Origin of the sequence: Pseudomonas sp. RGM2987 (assembly GCF_022952855.1) — a bacterium.
Taxonomy (GTDB): Bacteria; Pseudomonadota; Gammaproteobacteria; order Pseudomonadales; family Pseudomonadaceae; genus Aquipseudomonas.
Map to the genome: position 1 here is coordinate 1 of NZ_JALJDX010000184.1, position 18481 is coordinate 18481.

Annotated in this window: 15 protein-coding genes and 1 pseudogene; 9 read left to right on the plus strand and 7 right to left on the minus strand. The window is 61.8% G+C overall.

Annotated elements, in window-relative coordinates; genetic code table 11:
- Positions 1-66 precede the first annotated feature (66 nt).
- Complete coding sequence (gene elbB, locus RGM2987_RS11560) at positions 67-735, minus strand: isoprenoid biosynthesis glyoxalase ElbB (RefSeq protein WP_245141001.1); 669 nt, start codon at positions 733-735, stop codon at positions 67-69.
- Positions 736-848: 113 nt separating this feature from the next.
- On the opposite strand from elbB, the pseudogene RGM2987_RS11565 reads away from it, so the two are divergent.
- Positions 849-2083: pseudogene (locus RGM2987_RS11565) on the plus strand (sterol desaturase family protein).
- Here RGM2987_RS11565 and RGM2987_RS11570 read toward each other — a convergent pair.
- Positions 2064-2687, minus strand: a complete 624-nt coding sequence (locus RGM2987_RS11570) for a DedA family protein (RefSeq protein WP_245141003.1) — start codon at positions 2685-2687, stop codon at positions 2064-2066. The pseudogene RGM2987_RS11565 and the gene RGM2987_RS11570 overlap by 20 nt on opposite strands.
- 206 nt (positions 2688-2893) lie before the next feature.
- Here RGM2987_RS11570 and hemB point away from each other — a divergent pair, with 206 nt between their 5' ends.
- Together hemB and ppk1 are read left to right on the plus strand one after the other, a co-directional pair.
- Positions 2894-3907 carry a porphobilinogen synthase gene (gene hemB, locus RGM2987_RS11575; RefSeq protein WP_245141008.1) on the plus strand — a complete coding sequence of 338 codons (1014 nt, stop codon included), beginning with the start codon at positions 2894-2896 and terminating at the stop codon, positions 3905-3907.
- Between the two features lie 17 nt (positions 3908-3924).
- On the plus strand, positions 3925-6141 hold the full coding sequence (ppk1, locus tag RGM2987_RS11580; protein WP_245141011.1) for a polyphosphate kinase 1: 2217 nt from the start codon (positions 3925-3927) through the stop codon (positions 6139-6141).
- Positions 6142-6278: 137 nt separating this feature from the next.
- On the opposite strand, the gene ppx is transcribed toward ppk1, so the two are convergent.
- The 5 genes from ppx to RGM2987_RS11605 form a co-directional block, all read right to left on the minus strand.
- Positions 6279-7781, minus strand: coding sequence for an exopolyphosphatase (gene ppx / locus RGM2987_RS11585; protein WP_245141014.1), 1503 nt, complete (start codon positions 7779-7781; stop codon positions 6279-6281).
- Between the two features lie 230 nt (positions 7782-8011).
- A complete protein-coding gene (locus RGM2987_RS11590) occupies positions 8012-8749 on the minus strand; it encodes an amino acid ABC transporter ATP-binding protein (RefSeq protein ID WP_245141016.1) in 738 nt (245 codons plus the stop codon).
- A complete protein-coding gene (locus tag RGM2987_RS11595) occupies positions 8736-9386 on the minus strand; it encodes an amino acid ABC transporter permease (RefSeq protein ID WP_245141018.1) in 651 nt (216 codons plus the stop codon). Before RGM2987_RS11595 ends, RGM2987_RS11590 begins: the two co-directional genes overlap by 14 nt.
- Complete coding sequence (locus RGM2987_RS11600; RefSeq protein ID WP_245141020.1) at positions 9383-10051, minus strand: amino acid ABC transporter permease; 669 nt, start codon at positions 10049-10051, stop codon at positions 9383-9385. The genes RGM2987_RS11595 and RGM2987_RS11600 overlap by 4 nt, the downstream gene beginning before the upstream one ends.
- Before the next feature lie 21 nt (positions 10052-10072).
- Positions 10073-10858, minus strand: a complete 786-nt coding sequence (locus tag RGM2987_RS11605) for a transporter substrate-binding domain-containing protein (protein ID WP_245141022.1) — start codon at positions 10856-10858, stop codon at positions 10073-10075.
- A 254-nt stretch (positions 10859-11112) separates the two neighbouring features.
- On the opposite strand from RGM2987_RS11605, the gene RGM2987_RS11610 reads away from it, so the two are divergent.
- From RGM2987_RS11610 to RGM2987_RS11635, 6 genes are all read left to right on the plus strand, one after another.
- A complete protein-coding gene (locus RGM2987_RS11610) occupies positions 11113-11820 on the plus strand; it encodes a FadR/GntR family transcriptional regulator (protein ID WP_245141024.1) in 708 nt (235 codons plus the stop codon).
- Positions 11821-11941: 121 nt separating this feature from the next.
- Positions 11942-12271 (plus strand): thioredoxin TrxA, encoded by a 330-nt coding sequence (gene trxA, locus RGM2987_RS11615; RefSeq protein WP_003206727.1) that lies wholly within the window; start codon positions 11942-11944, stop codon positions 12269-12271.
- Positions 12272-12512: 241 nt separating this feature from the next.
- Positions 12513-13772, plus strand: a complete 1260-nt coding sequence (rho, locus tag RGM2987_RS11620) for a transcription termination factor Rho (RefSeq protein ID WP_245141026.1) — start codon at positions 12513-12515, stop codon at positions 13770-13772.
- A gap of 137 nt (positions 13773-13909) precedes the next feature.
- Complete coding sequence (locus RGM2987_RS11625; protein ID WP_245141028.1) at positions 13910-15865, plus strand: acyltransferase family protein; 1956 nt, start codon at positions 13910-13912, stop codon at positions 15863-15865.
- A gap of 79 nt (positions 15866-15944) precedes the next feature.
- Positions 15945-17411, plus strand: coding sequence for a 4-hydroxy-3-polyprenylbenzoate decarboxylase (gene ubiD, locus RGM2987_RS11630; RefSeq protein WP_245141030.1), 1467 nt, complete (start codon positions 15945-15947; stop codon positions 17409-17411).
- Positions 17411-18379: a CDP-6-deoxy-delta-3,4-glucoseen reductase gene (locus RGM2987_RS11635; protein WP_245141032.1), complete on the plus strand. Its 969-nt coding sequence runs from the start codon at positions 17411-17413 to the stop codon at positions 18377-18379. The genes ubiD and RGM2987_RS11635 overlap by 1 nt, the downstream gene beginning before the upstream one ends.
- The last annotated feature ends 102 nt before the right edge of the window (positions 18380-18481 follow it).

Sequence of the window (18481 nt, forward strand, 5' to 3'; positions counted from 1 at the left end):
GCATATCTGTTAGCTGACAGACCGCATTCGCGAGCAAGCCCGCTCCCACATTGAGAGTGGCGGTGCTCAGGCATCGTTCTCGTGCGTCAATTCCAGCACCCGATCCACCAGCTTGTTGATCCCCGAAGCCGCTTCGCTGATGTTCTTGGCCAGCATGTAGGCCGGGGTCGTGACCAGTTTGCGTGCGGTGTCTTCGACGATGTCGGTGACGGCGCAGTCTTCGTGAGTGCCGCCCATTTTGGTCACTGCGGCTGCCGTGTCAGCATCCGTGCCGACGGTGCAGACCACCCCAGGGCCATAGATTTTCGCCGCCAGGGCCGGGGAGATGCAGATCAGGCCCACCGGTTTGCCGGCCTCGGCGAAGGCTTCGGCCAATGCCAGGACCTCTGGCTGGACCGTGCAGCCGGCGCCTTCAACGGCAAAGTTGGAAAGGTTTTTCGCCGAACCGAAACCGCCCGGCACGATCAGCGCGTCGAAGTCCTCGGCCCGGGCGTCGCGCAGGTCCTTGACGTCACCCCGGGCGATGCGCGCCGATTCCACCAGCACGTTGCGGCTTTCAGGCATTTCTTCGCCGGTCAGATGATTGATCACATGCAATTGGGTGATATTCGGGGCGAAGCACTGGACTTGCGCCCCACGTTGGTCGAGGCGCAGCAAGGTGATCACGCTTTCGTGGATCTCGGCGCCGTCGTACACGCCACAGCCGGAAAGGATCACTGCAATTTTTTTGCTCATGGGTTGTTCTCCAGATTCATGGCGTTAAATGTCCACTAATTTGTCACTCGTTGCCATAGGGATATCCAGCGGCTACACCTAATCTGCGGGTTCCTCCATGCTCGGGTCGCGTCATGAATTTCATTCTGTATGCCGTGCCGTTCTTCTTCGTGCTGATTGCCGTCGAGTTGCTGGCCGATCGCTGGCGTGGGGTGAGCCACTACCGCCTGGCGGACGCGGTCAACAGCCTGAGCACCGGGGTGCTGTCGACCACCACCGGCCTGCTGACCAAGGGCGTGGGGCTGGTGACCTACGCCTTTGCATTGAAGCATCTGGCGGTGCTCCAGCTGCCGGCCGACAAGGCCTGGACCTGGGTGTTTGCCTTTGTGCTCTACGATTTCTGCTACTACTGGCTGCACCGCATGGGCCACGAGCGCAACATTCTCTGGGCGGCCCATTCGGTGCATCACCAGAGCGAGGACTACAACCTGTCCACCGCGCTGCGCCAGACCAGCACCGGGTTTCTGTTGAGCTGGATTTTCTACGTCCCGCTCGCCGTAGCGGGCGTGCCGCTGATGGTGTTCGTCAGCGTCGCGGCATTGAACCTGTTGTATCAATTCTGGGTGCACACCCAGCACATTCCCAAGCTTGGCTGGCTGGAATGGTGCTTCGTCACGCCGTCCAATCATCGTGCCCACCATGCACAGAACCCTCTCTACATGGATCGCAACTACGGCGGGGTGTTCATTATTTGGGACCGTCTGTTCGGCAGCTTCCAGGAGGAAGACGACAACGAGCCGGTGATTTTCGGCGTAACCACACCGCTGGCGAGCTGGAATCCGCTGTGGGCCAACCTGCAGTTCTACGCCCAGCTCTGGGCCGATGCGCGGCGGGCCGGGCGCTGGTGGGACAAGCTGCGGATCTGGTTCATGCCCACCGGCTGGCGGCCGGCGGATGTGGCTGCGAGGTACCCGTTGGACAAACCGGACCTGAGCCGCTTTCGCAAATTCGAAGTCCCGCTGGACGGGCGCCAGCAGTGGTACGTGGCGCTGCAATTCTGCATCTACATCGCCTTGGGCAGCTACCTGATGAACCTGGAGCACAGCCTGCCGGTGGCCGCCCTGATACTGGGTTGGGGCGCGGTGGCGTTCGGCTTGTTCGTGTTGGGCATGGCCCTGGAGAATCGCCCGTGGGCGCCTAGGCTGGAGCTGTTGCGGCTGGCCTCGGGGCTGCTACTGGTGTGGCTGGCGCCGCTGGCCGGGTTGTGGCCGGCCAGCCCATCGCCTGGGTCGGGTTGCTCAGTTACAGCCTGCTCAGTGGCATCGGGCTGTATTGCTGCCGCAACCGGGTTACTCGGTTGGCGTCGTAGGTTCGCCGTTGCGGGCCTGTTCCAGGCGCTCGGCTTCGAGCACCTTCCTGGCCAGCCGCGCATTCTTGATGCGTCGGCGCAGCCACAATCCGAAACCCAGCACCAGCAGGCTGCCGAGCACCCACAGTTCATACTTCTTGATGCTGGGCAGGATGGTTTCGAGCGCGGCGCCAAAGTGGTACGCCGCAGCGGCCAACGCCGTGGCCCAGACTGCCGCGCCGATGCCGTTGAGCAATAGGTAGCGGCCGGGCGGATAGCCGGACAGGCCGATCGCCACCGGCATCACCGTACGCAAGCCGTAGACGAAGCGGAAGCTCAGGACCCAGATGTCCGGGTGCCGGCGAATATGTTCCAGCGCGCGATCGCCCATCAATTGCCAGCGTGGCTTGCGCGCCAGCAGCTTGCGCCCGTGCCGCCGACCGAGGAAATACCATAGCTGGTCGCCTGCGTAGCTGCCGCAGAACGCCACGACCACCACCAGGTTGATGTCCATATAGCCACGGAACGCCAGGAAGCCTGCGAGCACGAGGATGGTTTCGCCTTCGAAGAACGTCCCGATAAAGAGGGCCAAGTAGCCGAAGTCATGTAGAAATTGCTGGAGCATTGTCTGGGTGCTGGCGAAATGAACGCGCAGCCTAACCCTTCGGGCACATTCAGGAAAGTATCGAAATGTGTCTCGACGTGAACATTTCCTACAACCACAATAACTGCGACAGCCCGTCACAGGCGCAACACTTCTGTAATGTGTTCGTCATAATGAGCGCTTATAACTGTCACGCTCGCCCGCCAGCGCGGGCTCAGGAGTCTGCCGTGAGCTTTACCCCCGCCAATCGTCTGTTCCCTGCCACCCGCCTGCGTCGCAATCGTCGTGACGAGTTTTCGCGTCGGCTGGTGCGTGAAAACGTACTGACCACCGATGACCTGATTCTGCCGGTGTTCGTGCTGGAGGGTGAGAACCGTCGCGAAGCGGTGGCGTCGATGCCTGGGGTAGAGCGCCTTACCATCGACCTGCTGCTCGAAGAAGCCGCGAACTGGGTCGAGCTGGGCATCCCGGCCCTGGCGCTGTTCCCGGTGACGCCACCGGCGCTCAAATCCCTGGACGCTGCGCAAGCCTGGAACCCTGAGGGCATTGCCCAGCGCGCGACCCGTGCCCTGCGCGCGCGTTTCCCGGAGCTGGGGGTGATCACCGACGTAGCGCTGGACCCGTTCACCACCCACGGCCAGGACGGCATCATTGATGAAGATGGCTACGTGCAGAACGACATCACCGTCGATGCACTGGTCCGGCAGGCGCTGTCCCACGCCGAGGCCGGTGCCCAAGTGGTGGCGCCGTCGGACATGATGGACGGGCGCATCCAGGCGATCCGCGAAGCCCTCGAAGTGGCCGGTCACGTCAATGTGCGGATCATGGCCTATTCGGCCAAGTACGCCAGCGCCTACTACGGCCCGTTCCGTGACGCGGTCGGCTCGGCCCTGAACCTGGGCAAGGCCAACAAGGCCTCTTATCAGATGGACCCGTCCAACAGCGACGAGGCCTTGCACGAAGTGGCGGCCGACTTGTCAGAAGGCGCAGACATGGTCATGGTCAAGCCGGGCATGCCTTACCTCGACATTCTTTGCCGGGTCAAAGACGAATTCAAAGTGCCGACCCTCGTTTATCAGGTCAGCGGCGAGTACGCCATGCACATGGCGGCCATCCAGAACGGCTGGTTGAGCGAAGGGGTGATCCTCGAATCCTTGACCGCATTTAAACGCGCAGGGGCGGACGGCATCCTGACCTACTTCGCCGTGCGCGCCGCCCAATTGTTACGAGAGCAGAAATAGCCTCCCAGGAACTTGCGATGAATACCGAAGGACTCTCTGAAGTTGCCGTAAAAGACGCTCAACCCGTGGTCGAGCAGATCGCCGAAACGCCGCCGGAAATGGAGCCCGCTCCCCCGGCGGTCACCGAGCCCGCCCCGGCCCCGGCGATTGCGATTCCCAACCTGGATGACAGCAGCCTGTACATCCACCGCGAGCTGTCGCAACTGCAGTTCAACATCCGCGTGCTGGAGCAGGCGCTGGATGAGTCCTATCCGTTGCTGGAGCGGCTGAAGTTCCTGCTGATCTTTTCCAGCAACCTGGATGAGTTCTTCGAAATCCGCGTCGCCGGCCTGAAAAAGCAGATCACGTTCGCCCGTGAGCAGGCCGGTGCCGACGGCTTGCAGCCACACCAGGCCCTGGCGCGCATCAGCGAGCTGGTCCACGGCCATGTGGATCGCCAATACGCGATCCTCAACGATATCCTGTTGCCGGAGCTGGAAAAACATCAGGTCCGCTTCATCCGTCGTCGTAACTGGAACACCAAGATCAAGACCTGGGTGCGCCGTTACTTCCGCGATGAAATCGCACCGATCATCACCCCGATCGGCCTCGACCCGACGCACCCGTTCCCGCTGCTGGTGAACAAGAGCCTGAACTTCATCGTCGAACTGGAAGGCATCGACGCCTTCGGTCGCGATTCCGGCCTGGCGATCATTCCCGCGCCGCGCCTGCTGCCACGCATCATCCGGGTGCCGGAAGACGTCGGCGGCCCTGGCGACAATTATGTGTTCCTGTCGTCGATGATCCACGCCCACGCCGATGACCTGTTCCAGGGCATGAAGGTAAAGGGGTGCTACCAGTTCCGCCTGACCCGTAACGCCGACCTGTCGGTGGACACCGAGGACGTCGAAGACCTGGCCCGCGCCCTGCGCGGCGAGTTGTTCTCCCGCCGCTACGGCGACGCGGTGCGCCTGGAAGTGGCGGACACCTGCCCCAAACACCTGTCCGATTACCTGCTCAAGCAGTTCAACCTGCATGAGACCGAGCTGTATCAAGTCAACGGCCCGGTCAACCTGACGCGACTGTTCAGCATCACCGGCCTGGACAGCCATCCGGAGCTGCAATACGCGCCGTTCACGCCACAGATCCCGAAGCTGCTGCAAAACAGCGAGAACATTTTCAGCGTGATCAGCAAGCAGGATATCTTGCTGCTGCACCCGTTCGAGTCGTTCACGCCGGTGGTCGATTTGTTGCGCCAGGCCGCCAAGGACCCGCACGTCCTGGCGGTGCGCCAGACTCTGTACCGCAGTGGCGCCAACTCGGAAATCGTCGACGCCCTGGTGGACGCGGCGCGCAACGGCAAGGAAGTCACGGCGGTGATCGAATTGCGTGCGCGCTTCGACGAAGAGTCCAACCTGCAACTGGCCAGCCGCCTGCAAGCGGCCGGTGCGGTGGTGATCTACGGCGTGGTCGGCTTCAAGACTCACGCCAAGATGATGCTCATCCTGCGGCGCGAGGCCGGCGAGATCGTCCGTTACGCGCACTTGGGCACTGGTAACTACCACGCGGCCAACGCTCGTTTATACACCGACTACAGCCTGCTGACCTCCGACGATGCCTTGTGCGAAGACGTCGGTAAGTTGTTCAGCCAGTTGATCGGCATGGGCAAGACCCTGCGCATGAAAAAACTGCTGCATGCGCCGTTCACCCTGAAGAAGGGCATGCTCGACATGATCACCCGGGAGACGCAGTTCGCCCTGGATGGCAAGCCGGCCCACATCATCGCCAAGTTCAACTCGCTGACCGATCCGAAGATCATCCGTGCGTTGTACAAGGCCAGCCAGTCGGGCGTGCGCATCGACCTGGTGGTGCGCGGCATGTGCTGCTTGCGACCGGGCATCCCGGGGGTCTCCCATAACATCCACGTGCGCTCGATCATCGGCCGCTTCCTGGAACACACGCGGGTGTTCTACTTCCTCAACGGCGGCGAGGAGCAGATGTTCCTCTCCAGTGCCGACTGGATGGAGCGCAACCTCGACAAGCGCGTCGAGACCTGCTTCCCGGTGGAAGGCAAGAAGCTGATCCTGCGGGTCAAGAAGGAGCTGGAAAGCTACCTCACCGACAACACCCACAGCTGGAGCCTGCAATCGGACGGTCGCTACATCCGCAACACGCCGACCGGCAACCAGAACCCGCGCAGCGCCCAGGCGACCTTGCTGGAGCGCCTGAGCAGCCCGGTGTTGCCGGTTCGCTAAACGGTAGTAGGCAGGTTGGCTTTTGTGGCGAGGGAGCTTGCTCCCGTTGGAGGGCGAAGCCCTCCCAAGATCTGGGGCTGCTTCGCAGCCCAGCGGGAGCAAGCTCCCTCGCCACAATGGGGCTCTGAGCTGCGGGATCAGTGAATGTTCAGCACAATCCCGACCCGGGTCAGCCAGTCCGCTTCCTGGGCGAAGTCGGCCTGGGTCAGTTGGTTCTCTTCCAGCCAGTTCGCGGGGAACACCACGTCCAGTTGATCGCCATCGGCGCGCAGGGCTACCTGGGGCATTTCCTGGGTGCCGCGGATGTGGTGGAACAGGATCGCGAAGCGCAGCAGCACGCACAGGCGAATCAGCTTGATGCCGTCCTCGCCGAACTCGGCAAATTTATCCTTGGGAATATTGCGTCGGTGCCCACGCACCAGCAGCGCGAGCATTTGCTGGTCTTCCCGGGAGAAGCCTGCCAGGTCCGAGTGCTCGATCAGGTAGGCGCCGTGCTTGTGGTAGTGATAGTGGGCGATGTCTAGGCCCACCTCATGCACCTTGGCGGCCCAGCCGAGCAGTTCGCGCCAGACGCCGTCGTTCAGCTCCCAATCGTCGGCCACCTGGTCGAAGGCGTGCAGCGCCTTGCGCTCGACCCGGGCGGCCTGTTCCTGATCGACGTGATAACGCTCCATGAGCGAGCCCAGGGTGCGTTCACGGACGTCTTCGTGATGATGGCGACCCAGCAGGTCATAGAGCACGCCTTCACGCAGGGCGCCCTCACAGTGGTCCATGCGTTGCAACTCAAGGGCGTCGAAAATCGCTTCGAGGATCGCCAGGCCGGCCGGAAAAATCGCCCGGCGATCAGGCTTGATGCCTTCGAAATCGATCTTGTCCGATTCGCCCAACTTGAAGACCTTGCGCTTGAGCCAGGCCAGGCCCTCGGCGTTGACTTCGCCGGAACCATGGCCGCCGGCCTTCAACGCCAGGCCGATGGCGCGAATGGTCCCCGAGGAGCCGATGGCTTCGTCCCAGGTCAGGCGGTGCAGGGCGTGTTCGATGCTCATGATTTCCAGGCGCGCCGCCGTGTAGGCTTGGGCGTAGCGGGCTGGGGTGATCTTGCCATCGCGGAAATAACGCTGGGTGTAGCTGACGCAGCCCATCTGCAGGCTTTCGCGCAGCAGCGGTTCGAAGCGTTGGCCGATGATGAACTCGGTACTGCCACCGCCGATGTCCGCCACCAGGCGCTTGCCGGGCGTGTCGGCCAGGGTGTGGGAAACACCGAGGTAGATCAGGCGTGCTTCCTCACGGCCGGAGATGACTTCCACCGGATGGCCGAGAATCTCTTCGGCGCGGCGGATGAACTCGCCACGGTTGCGCGCCTCGCGCAGGGCGTTGGTGCCGACGATCCGCACCGCGCCCAGGGGCATGCCGTTGATCAGTTGGGCAAACCGCTTGAGGCAATCGAGGCCGCGCTGGATCGATTCTTCGCTCAGCTTGCGTTCTTCGTCGATGCCGGCGGCCAGCTGGACCTTCTCGCCGAGCCGCTCAAGAATGCGGATTTCCCCGTTCTGGGCCTTGGCGACGACCATGTGGAAGCTGTTGGAGCCCAGGTCTATGGCAGCGATCAGGGACAGATTCTTGGCTTGGGATGGCGGCATGGTCAAAAAGTCTCGGTCGATAACCTCGCCATCCTGCCACGATCGACCGCTTACGCCAACGCACCTGAGACAAACCCTTGAGCCAGAGCAGTCCCAGTGGCGAGGGAGCTTGCTCCCGCTCGGCTGCGAAGCAGTCGTGAAACCGGCCAACCGGGTTTTCCTGATGGGCCGGGTCGAATGGTCATGGGGCTGCTTCGCAGCCCAGCGGGAGCAAGCTCCCTCGCCACAAGTCAGGCAGCAGGCTCGACCATCCCGATAAAGTTCGCCAGCTCTGCCGTTTGCGGAGCAGCGAACAACACCTTGGGATCGCCCACCTCATGCACCTTGCCCTGGTGCATGAACACCAGTTTGTCGCCGACCTCCCGGGCGAAGCGCATTTCGTGGGTGACCATGATCAGCGTCATGCCTTCCTTCGCCAGTTGCCGCACCACGCTGAGCACTTCATTGACCAGTTCCGGGTCCAGGGCCGAGGTGATCTCATCGCACAGCAGTACCTTCGGCGACATTGCCAGGGCGCGGGCAATCGCCACCCGTTGCTGTTGGCCGCCGGACAAACGGTCCGGGAAGGCATCGAATTTTTCACCGAGCCCGACCCGTTCCAGCATCTGCCGCGCCAGCTCGACGGCCTTGGCCTTGGATACTTTCTGTACGACCTGCGGCGCGAGCATCACGTTTTCGCCGACGGTCAGGTGCGGGAACAGGTTGAACTGTTGGAACACCATCCCGACTTTCTGTCGCAGGCTGCGCAGATCGGCACGGGCCGCGTCGAGGTATTCGCCATCGACTTCAATCACGCCGTCGTTGATCGACTCCAGGCCATTGAGGGTGCGCAGCAAGGTGGATTTTCCCGAGCCGCTGCGGCCGATGATCGCCACCACCTGGCCTTCCTCGATGCTCAGGTCGATGCCTTTGAGCACGTGGTGGTCGCCATAGTATTTATGCAGGGCGGAAATTCTAAGCAGAGGCATGCAGTCTCCTTTCCAGGTAGCGCGCACTGAGGGACAAGGGGTAGCAGAGCAGGAAATAACCGAGGGCCACCAGGCCATAGACCATGAACGGCTCGAACGTGGCGTTGGCGAGCATGCCGCCGGTCTTGGTCAGTTCGGTAAAGCCGATGATCGAAGTGACCGCCGTGCCCTTGACCACTTGCACGGAAAAGCCCACGGTCGGCGCCACGGCGATGCGCAGGGCCTGAGGCAGGATCACATAGCGCAATTGCTCCAGCGGATTGAGGGCCAGGCTTGAGGAGGCTTCCCACTGACCGTTGGGAATCGCCTCGACGCAACCGCGCCAGATCTCTGCCAGATAGGCGCTGGTAAAGAGCGTCAAGGCAATCGCTGCGGCCATCCACGGTGAAATTTCCACCCCGGCCAGGGCCACGCCGAAGAATACCAGGAACAGCTGCATTAACAGCGGCGTGCCCTGGAACAGCTCGATGTAGGTGCGGGCGAGATTGCGCGACACAGCGTTTTTTGAGATGCGCAGTACCATCACCAGCAAGCCGATCACGCCGCCGCCGACAAACGCCACCAACGACAGCGCCAGGGTCCATTGCAGGCCGGTGAGCAGATTGCGTATCACGTCCCACAGCGTGAATTCGCTCATTGGCCGCTCCTGGAAATGTAGCGCTGTCCCAGCCAGTTCAGGAACTGGCGGATCAACAGCGCCATGCAGAGGTAGATCAGCGTGGTCAGTGCATAGGTTTCAAAGGCGCGGAAGTTGCGCGACTGAATGAAGTTGGCGGCGAAGCTCAGCTCTTCGGTGGCAATCTGCGAGCAGACCGCCGAGCCCAGCATCACGATGATGATCTGGCTGCTCAGGGCCGGCCAGACCTTGCCCAGCGCCGGCAGCAGCACCACGTGGCGAAAGGCCTCGAAGCGGCTCATCGCCAGGGCCGCGGCGGCCTCCAGTTGCCCGCGTGGGATGGCCTGGATGCCGGCACGGATGATCTCGGTGGAGTAGGCGCCGAGATTGATCACCATCGCCAGCACTGCCGCCTGCCATTCCGAAATCTGCAAGCCCAGGGACGGCAAGCCGAAGAAGATGAAGAACAACTGCACCAGGAACGGCGTATTGCGGATCAGCTCCACGTACACACCGAATATCGCCGCGAACGGACGAATGTTCCACGCTCGCACCACGGCCCCGACGATGCCCAGGCTGACGCCGAGCAACGCACCGATGGCCGTCAGCTCCAGGGTGAACAACGCGCCGCGCAACAACAGCTCGGTGTTCTGCACCACCGGTAGAAAGTCGAACTGATAAGCCATGCTCAATCTCTCAGGCGTCGGTCAGAGGTCGGCCGGCAGGGGTTGTTTGAGCCAGGTCAGGGCATTTTTTTCCAGGCTGCCGTCGGTCTTGGCGGTGGCGAGGATCTGGTTGACCTTGTCCAGCAACGCCGGCTCGTTCTTGTTCACGCCGACGTAGACCGGCGAATCCTTGAGCTTGATCTTCAAGGCCGGGACGCGCTTGGGGCTGCGCTCGCTGATGGCGACCATCACCACGTTGCCGCTGGCGATCAGGTCCACCTGGCCGGCCAGGTAGGCGGCGATGGTCGAGTTGTTGTCTTCGAAGCGCTTGATGGTGGCGCCTTCGGGGGCGACCTTGGTCAGTTCGATGTCTTCGATGGCGCCCCGGGTGACGCTGATGGTCTTGCCCTTGAGGTCATCCAGGCCGTTGATCGCGGCGTCGGGCGGACCGAACACGGCCAGGTAGAACGGCGCATAGGCACTGGAAAAATCGATGACTTTCTCACGCTCCGGGTTCTTGCCCAGGCTGGAGATCACCAGGTCGACCTTCCCGGTGGTCAGGAACGGAATGCGGTTGGTGCTGTTGACCGGTGTCAGTTCAAGCTTGACCTTGAGCTGGTCGGCCAGCAATTTCGCGGTGTCGATGTCCAGGCCGCGAGGCTTCATGTCCGGGCCCACCGATCCGAATGGAGGGAAGTCCTGGGGGACCGCGACCTTGAGGGTGCCGCGCTTGACTACGTCGTCCAGGCCATCGGCGTGGGCGGGCAGCTGACAAAGCATCAGGCTGGCGAACAGAGCAGTGAGCAGGGCGCTGCAACGCTGAATCATGGCGGGTCTCCGCAATCGGTGAGGTGATTTCTGCATTCGGACAGAGCACAGGCCATGCCAAAGCGCTTTTTCATCCGTCAAAGCCACGGCTTTGCTGGTGCCATGAGGTCTTACTGGTCTGAACAGTTGTGCGGCGTTTCGCACCTTTATCGGGCGCCGGTAATGGTCGTCGAACCCCGCTGGGGCACGACTTGCCCGGCGCGGCGAATAGCTTTAAAACTGGTCGCTCATTGCCTTGGTCTGTCTCGAAAATCATGTACTCCATCGCTCGCGCCGTTCCTGAAGTGGCCCTGCAAGCCATCCGCAAACTGATCGCCGATGAAGGCTTCGGCCCGGGAGATGCGTTGCCTTCGCAACGGGACCTGGCGCTGCGATTGGGCGTAAGCCGGGCGTCGCTGCGCGAGGCGTTGTCCTCGTTGAGTGCGCTGGGACTGATCAGCGTGCAGCCGGGCAAGGGAGTGTTCGTGCAGTCGCCGGCAGAGCTGGTGCGCAGCGAGTCGACGCCGGGCTGGCCGTTCGCGGCCCAGGCCTCGCCGGTGGACATCTTCCAGTTGCGCTACGCCCTGGAGGGGTTCGCGGCGGGGCTGGCGGCACTGACCCTGAGCACCGATGAACTGGACGCTCTGGAAGATAACGTCGAAGCCATGCGCCGGGAATTGAAGGTCGGGGATTTCGACGCAGCGGCGCGCCTGGATTTCGACTTTCATCGGCGAATTCTGGTTGCTGGCGGGAACCAGGCGATGCTGAGCATCCTCACCGCCACTGCCGACCTCTTCCTGGAGAGCCAGAAGCTACCGTTCATCAGGGCGGAACGAGCCATGGAAACCTGGCAGGAACACCGCAAGATCCTTCGCGCCCTGGCCCGTCGCGCTTCGGGCGCCGCGCAGAAAGCCATGCAGGAACATGTGCGTAATGCTGCCTTGCGTACCGGAATTTCCTTCGTTGCGCCTTCTGCCTCGTGAACTGAGCTATACCCAAATGCAACGTGCGCCATAGCGAGACTCAATCAACTGCGGCTTCCTGAACCCGGGAAGGGCGGCTATGATGGGCCACGTTTTTTTGCTGACAACCCCGGAGATTTCCATGAGCAGCGATCTGATCAAACACGTTAGCGACGCTAGCTTCGAGGCTGACGTACTCAAGGCCGAAGGCGCTGTACTGGTGGACTATTGGGCTGAGTGGTGCGGTCCGTGCAAAATGATCGCCCCGGTCCTGGACGAGATTGCCGAGACCTATAAAGGCAAGCTGACCGTTGCCAAGCTGAACATCGACGAAAACCAGGAGACTCCGGCCAAGCACGGCGTGCGTGGTATTCCGACCCTGATGCTGTTCAAGAACGGCAACGTCGAGGCCACCAAGGTCGGTGCGCTGTCGAAGTCGCAGCTGGCGGCTTTCCTCGACGCCAACATCTAAGCGCCGAATGCCAATGGAAAGGCCCCGCGAATCGCGGGGCTTTTTCGTTATCCGGGGCTAGACGCTCGCAAACCCAGGTGTTACATTCGGCCCCGCACCGGTTTCTCCAGTGCCCCCTGCAAGCCGTCGCCGACGCACTCCTTTCGAACAAGTACGCGATCCTGTCGCCTTCGCCGCGGCGCGGCCTCATTAAGCCAAAAGCTTAATTTCCCCCCTCCATAAATGATTACGTCATTCCTATATGAATCTGACTGAACTCAAGCAAAAGCCGATTACCGAACTGCTCGAATTGGCCGAACAGATGGGCATAGAAAATATGGCCCGTTCGCGCAAGCAGGACGTGATTTTCTCCCTGCTCAAGAAGCACGCGAAAAGCGGCGAGGAAATCTCCGGTGATGGCGTGCTGGAGATTCTCCAGGACGGCTTCGGCTTCCTCCGCTCCGCAGACGCTTCCTATCTCGCCGGCCCAGACGATATCTACGTCTCGCCGAGCCAGATCCGTCGTTTCAACTTGCGCACCGGTGACACCATCGTTGGCAAGATCCGCCCTCCCAAGGAAGGCGAGCGTTATTTCGCGCTGCTCAAGGTCGACACGATCAACTTCGACCGTCCGGAAAACGCGAAGAACAAGATTCTCTTCGAGAACCTGACCCCGCTGTTCCCGACCGTGCGCATGAAGATGGAAGCCGGCAACGGTTCCACCGAAGACCTCACCGGTCGTGTGATCGACCTGTGCGCACCCATCGGCAAAGGCCAGCGCGGCCTGATCGTGGCGCCGCCGAAAGCGGGCAAGACGATCATGTTGCAGAACATCGCGGCCAACATCGCCCGTAACAATCCTGAAGTTCATCTGATCGTGCTGCTGATCGACGAGCGTCCGGAAGAAGTGACCGAGATGCAGCGCACCGTGCGCGGCGAAGTGGTCGCCTCGACGTTCGACGAGCCGCCGACCCGCCACGTGCAGGTTGCCGAGATGGTGATCGAGAAGGCCAAGCGCCTGGTCGAGCACAAGAGAGACGTAGTGATCCTGCTGGACTCCATCACCCGTCTGGCCCGGGCCTACAACACCGTGATCCCGAGCTCCGGCAAGGTGCTGACCGGTGGTGTCGACGCCCACGCGCTGGAAAAGCCCAAGCGTTTCTTCGGCGCCGCGCGCAACATCGAAGAAGGCGGCTCGCTGACCATCATCGCCACCGCGCTGGTTGAAACCGGCTCGAAGATGGACGAAGTGATCTACGAGGAATTCAAGGGCACCGGCAACATGGAACTGCCTCTGGATCGTCGCATCGCCGAGAAGCGTGTATTCCCGGCGATCAACATCAACCGTTCCGGCACGCGCCGCGAAGAGTTGCTGACCGCCGACGACGAGTTGCAGCGCATGTGGATCCTGCGCAAGCTGCTGCATCCGATGGATGAAGTCGCTGCCATCGAGTTCCTGGTCGACAAGCTGAAAACGACCAAGACCAACGATGAGTTCTTCCTGTCGATGAAGCGCAAGTAATACGAAGTCCGCTTCAACAAAGAGCGCCCTGAACAGGGGCGCTCTTTTTTTTCGCAGCATTTGTATCAAAGTGACAACTTTCGCAGGCTGCAGGTGTCCGTGCTCAATCATGGGTATCTAAATTGACAAGGAGCGTTATGCACACGTTCGGCAATCGCCGTGATATCGACGGCTTGAGAGCGCTGGCCGTTATTCCGGTGGTGTTGTTTCACTTTGGCTTCAGCTCGTTCAGCGGCGGCTTCGTCGGGGTCGATGTCTTCTTTGTCATCTCCGGATTCCTGATCACCAGCATCCTGTTTCGCGAGATCGGCGCGCAACGCTTCAGCTTCGTTGATTTCTGGGCGCGCCGGGCGCGACGCATCATTCCGGCCCTGAGCGTGATGATGTTGGCGACGTTGATCCTCGGCTGGTTGTTGCTGACGGCCAAGGACTTCTCGGAGCTGGGCAGGACCGTTCGCTATCAGTCGCTGTTTATCTCCAACATCCTGTTCATGCGCGAGGATGGCTATTTCGAGCCTGCGTCGGACCTCAAGCCGTTGCTTCACACCTGGTCCCTGGCTGTGGAAGAGCAGTACTACATTTTCTTCCCGCTGCTGATGGCGTTATTGATGCGCCATCTTCGCCATTGGCGCTGGATGCTGTTGGCCGTGCTGCTGGTTTCCTTCGGGTTGAACATTGTTTTTATCGAGCGCAAGCCCGACGTCGCCTTCTTCTCCTTGCCAACCCGTGCCTGGGAACTGTTGTGCGGGGCGATGCTTGCGGTCTTGCCAGCGCCAAGGCAAGCAGTGAAGCCGTGGCTCTATCAGGGTGTCGGCGTAGCGGGGTTGGCCGGTGTCCTGATCGCGATTTTCAGCTTCGACAAGACCACGACGTTCCCTGGGTGGGCCGCTTTGCTGCCCGTGCTCGGGGCCACCGCGCTCATCTGGTCGGGTGCCCAGGGCCCGACCTGGGTCGCCCGGGCGCTGAGTACCAGGGCGATGGTCTGGGTCGGTTTGCTTTCCTATTCCCTGTACTTGTGGCACTGGCCGGTATTCGTCTATGCCAACGCCATTTCCATCGACGGTATCCAGCACGCAGAAGCCGCGGGCTGGATACTGTTGGCGCTGGGCCTGGCCTGGTTGAGCTGGCGCTTCGTCGAACTGCCGTTTCGGGACAAGCGCCTGCTGGCCGGGCGCAAGCCGGTGTTGCTGGGTGGCTTGCTGGCCATGGCGGTCCTGGCGGTGACGGGGTCGGTGGTGCGGTCGAGCGATGGTTTTCCCCAGCGTCTGAGCGGGAAGGCGCTGGAGTATGCCCAGGCGCGGGATTGGCGGGCCGGGCAGATGAAATGCATGCTGGTGACCTCCGACAAGGTCCAGGACAGAGCGTGCCTACTTGGCGCACACAAAGACGCTGCGGCGACCCAGTTGTTCTGGGGCGACAGTCACGCGGCGGCCCTGCTGCCGGCGATCGAAGACAACGCGACACGAGAAGGCCGGCCGGTATGGCTTTACAGCATGAGCGCCTGCCCGCCGATCCTCAGCGATGACCCGCGCCAGCGCTGCCGGGACTTTAATGAACACACCATGGAGCAGGTTCGCCGCTTGCAGATCAAGGATGTGGTGCTGGCGTCGAACTGGAGCCTGTACGTCTACGGTCGTGAGGACGGCGATCGGAAGGTGTTGCTCAATGCCCATGACAGCACCGCCGAGGCCGAAGCGCGGATGGCCGCGGCACTCCAGGCACGGGTCAAGGCGATAAGGGAGGCGGGCGCGCAAGTCTGGTTGTTCAAGGAAGTGCCACTGCAACGCAAAGGTGTGATCAGCAGGCTGACAAGCCTGGCGCGGGTCGGGCGCTCGGCCGAAGGCTTGGGGCGTCCGCTCCAGGAGCACCTGGCACGCCAGCACTTTCTCAGCACTTTGTTCGACGCTATGAGCGCTGCCGACCCCGGCGTGCACGTCATCGATCCAACACCCCTGATGTGTGCCAGTGGGGTTTGCAGTGTGGAGCTTAATGGCCATACGCAATACAAGGACGAGGATCATCTCTCTGACGCAGGCAGTGCACGGCTGAGTCCGCTGTTCGCTCCGGTACTGTTGGGTACAACCGACAATTGATGACGGCCGTGCACGCACGGGCTGCTGTTCGGACGCCGGAGCAGGTAGGATGTACGCCTATTTTCGGGGTGGCATCTCAATGAAATTCAAGGATCTTCGGGATTTCGTGCAGCAGCTTGAGCAGCGCGGCGAGTTGAAACGCATCCAGGTTCCTGTCTCTCCAGTGCTGGAAATGACGGAAGTCTGCGACCGCACGCTTCGGGCCAAAGGCCCGGCGCTGTTGTTCGAAAACCCTACGGGCTACGACATTCCGGTGCTGGGCAACCTGTTCGGTACGCCGCAGCGCGTGGCCCTGGGCATGGGCGCCGATTCGGTCAGCGAGCTGCGCGAGATCGGCAAGCTGCTGGCGTTCCTCAAGGAGCCCGAGCCGCCCAAAGGCCTGAAGGACGCCTGGTCCAAGCTGCCGATTTTCCGCAAGATCATTTCCATGGCGCCGAAAGTCGTCAAGGATGCGATCTGCCAGGAAGTGGTGATCGAGGGCGACGATGTCGACCTGGCGATGCTCCCGGTGCAGACCTGCTGGCCGGGCGACGTCGGGCCGTTGATCACCTGGGGCCTGACTGTCACTAAAGGCCCGAACAAGGATCGCCAGAACCTGGGGATCTATCGCCAGCAAGTGATTGGCCGCAACAAGGTCATCATGCGCTGGCTGAGCCATCGGGGCGGCGCGCTGGATTATCGCGAATGGTGCGAAAAGCACCCCGGCCAGCCATTCCCGGTCTCGGTGGCCTTGGGCGCGGACCCGGCGACCATCCTCGGCGCTGTCACGCCGGTGCCCGACAGCCTCTCCGAATACGCCTTTGCCGGGCTGTTGCGCGGCAACCGCACCGAGCTGGTGAAGTGCCGCGGCAACGACCTGCAGGTGCCGGCCACCGCCGAAATCATCCTCGAAGGTGTGATTCATCCCGGTGAAATGGCCGATGAAGGTCCGTATGGCGACCACACCGGTTATTACAACGAGGTCGACAGCTTCCCTGTGTTCACCGTGGAGCGCATCACCCATCGGATCAAGCCGATCTACCACAGCACCTACACCGGCCGTCCACCGGACGAGCCGGCCATCCTCGGCGTGGCTTTGAACGAAGTGTTCGTGCCGATCCTGCAAAAGCAGTTTCCGGAAATCACCGACTTTTACCTGCCGCCCGAAGGTTGTTCGTACCGGATGGCCGTGGTGACCATGAAGAAGTCGTATCCGGGGCACGCCAAGCGGGTGATGCTGGGGGTCTGGTCGTTTTTGCGACAGTTCATGTACACCAAGTTCGTTATTGTCACTGACGACGATATCAACGCACGGGACTGGAACGACGTGATCTGGGCCATTACCACGCGCATGGACCCCAAGCGCGACACGGTGATGATCGAGAACACGCCGATCGACTACCTCGACTTCGCCTCGCCGGTGTCTGGCCTCGGCTCGAAGATGGGCCTCGATGCCACGCACAAATGGCCCGGTGAAACCACCCGTGAATGGGGCCGGGTTATCGTTAAGGATGAAGCCGTTACCCAACGGATCGATGCCATCTGGAATCAGTTAGGAATAGATTGATGCGTGTAACCTTGCAGCCTTCCGGGGCGGTGCTGGAGATACAGCCCGCCGAGCGGATTCTCGATGGCGCCCGGCGCCTGGGCTATGAGTGCCCGCAAAGCTGCCGCAACGGCAACTGCCACGTGTGTGGGGCGTTGCTGGTGGAAGGGCGTGTGGAGCAGGCTGGCGAGGTGCGCGATCACGGTGAGATTTTCACCTGCATCGCCGAACCCCTGGAGGACTGCGTGGTGCTGTGGGATGGTGTGCTGGCGCCAGGCGAGTTGCCGGTACGCAAGCTGGCGTGCCAGGTGATCGAGTGCGCCGACATGGGCGGCGATGTCTGGCGGGTGCGCCTGCGTGCGCCGGCGGGCAAGCCGCCGCGCTATCACGCGGGGCAGTACCTGATGATCGAGCGGGAGAACGGCGAGAAATCGGCATTCTCCCTGGCCTCGGCGCCGCATTCCGGGCGCGACCTCGAGTTGCACGTCCTGGCGCGCGAAAGCAGTGCACAAACGCTGCTGGAGCAGCTGCGGCGCAACCCCACTGTGCGTGTCGAAATGCCATTTGGCGACACGCACTTGTCCGAGCTGCCCGAGGAGCCGCTGGTGCTGATCGCTGCCGGAACCGGGATGGCGCAGATGCACAGCCTGATCGAGCATTGTCGGGCCCAGGGCTTCAAGCACCCGGTGCACCTGTACTGGGGGGTGCGGCGGCCGGAAGATTTCTATGAACTCGAGCATTGGGACGAATGGCGCAAGCTGCCGAACCTGTACCTGCATAAAGTCGTCAGCGATTTGTGCGGTTGGGAAGGTCGCTGCGGAATGCTCCACGAAGCGGTATGCGAGGACATCAGCGACCTTTCGAGCGTGCATGTCTACGCCAGCGGTTCGCCTGCGATGATCTACGGCACCCTCGATGCGCTGGTAGAAGCCGGGATGGACGCCCATCAGATGCGCGCCGACGTGTTTGCCTACGCTCCGCGGGCATGACCAACGAAGCCCAGGGCCACGCCGTTTGTGGCGAGGGAGCTTGCTCCCGCTCGGTTGCGAAGCAACCGTCGTCATTAGAGCTGCTGCGCAGCCCGGCGGGAG

Coding starts and splice junctions, on each gene's coding strand:
- elbB (WP_245141001.1), bottom strand. CDS start 735: ATGAGCAAAAAAATTGCAGTGATCCTTTCCGGCTGTGGCGTGTACGAC.
- RGM2987_RS11570 (WP_245141003.1), bottom strand. CDS start 2,687: ATGCTCCAGCAATTTCTACATGACTTCGGCTACTTGGCCCTCTTTATC.
- ppk1 (WP_245141011.1), top strand. CDS start 3,925: ATGAATACCGAAGGACTCTCTGAAGTTGCCGTAAAAGACGCTCAACCC.
- ppx (WP_245141014.1), bottom strand. CDS start 7,781: ATGCCGCCATCCCAAGCCAAGAATCTGTCCCTGATCGCTGCCATAGAC.
- RGM2987_RS11590 (WP_245141016.1), bottom strand. CDS start 8,749: ATGCCTCTGCTTAGAATTTCCGCCCTGCATAAATACTATGGCGACCAC.
- RGM2987_RS11595 (WP_245141018.1), bottom strand. CDS start 9,386: ATGAGCGAATTCACGCTGTGGGACGTGATACGCAATCTGCTCACCGGC.
- RGM2987_RS11600 (WP_245141020.1), bottom strand. CDS start 10,051: ATGGCTTATCAGTTCGACTTTCTACCGGTGGTGCAGAACACCGAGCTG.
- RGM2987_RS11605 (WP_245141022.1), bottom strand. CDS start 10,858: ATGATTCAGCGTTGCAGCGCCCTGCTCACTGCTCTGTTCGCCAGCCTG.
- RGM2987_RS11610 (WP_245141024.1), top strand. CDS start 11,113: ATGTACTCCATCGCTCGCGCCGTTCCTGAAGTGGCCCTGCAAGCCATC.
- trxA (WP_003206727.1), top strand. CDS start 11,942: ATGAGCAGCGATCTGATCAAACACGTTAGCGACGCTAGCTTCGAGGCT.
- rho (WP_245141026.1), top strand. CDS start 12,513: ATGAATCTGACTGAACTCAAGCAAAAGCCGATTACCGAACTGCTCGAA.
- RGM2987_RS11625 (WP_245141028.1), top strand. CDS start 13,910: ATGCACACGTTCGGCAATCGCCGTGATATCGACGGCTTGAGAGCGCTG.
- ubiD (WP_245141030.1), top strand. CDS start 15,945: ATGAAATTCAAGGATCTTCGGGATTTCGTGCAGCAGCTTGAGCAGCGC.
- RGM2987_RS11635 (WP_245141032.1), top strand. CDS start 17,411: ATGCGTGTAACCTTGCAGCCTTCCGGGGCGGTGCTGGAGATACAGCCC.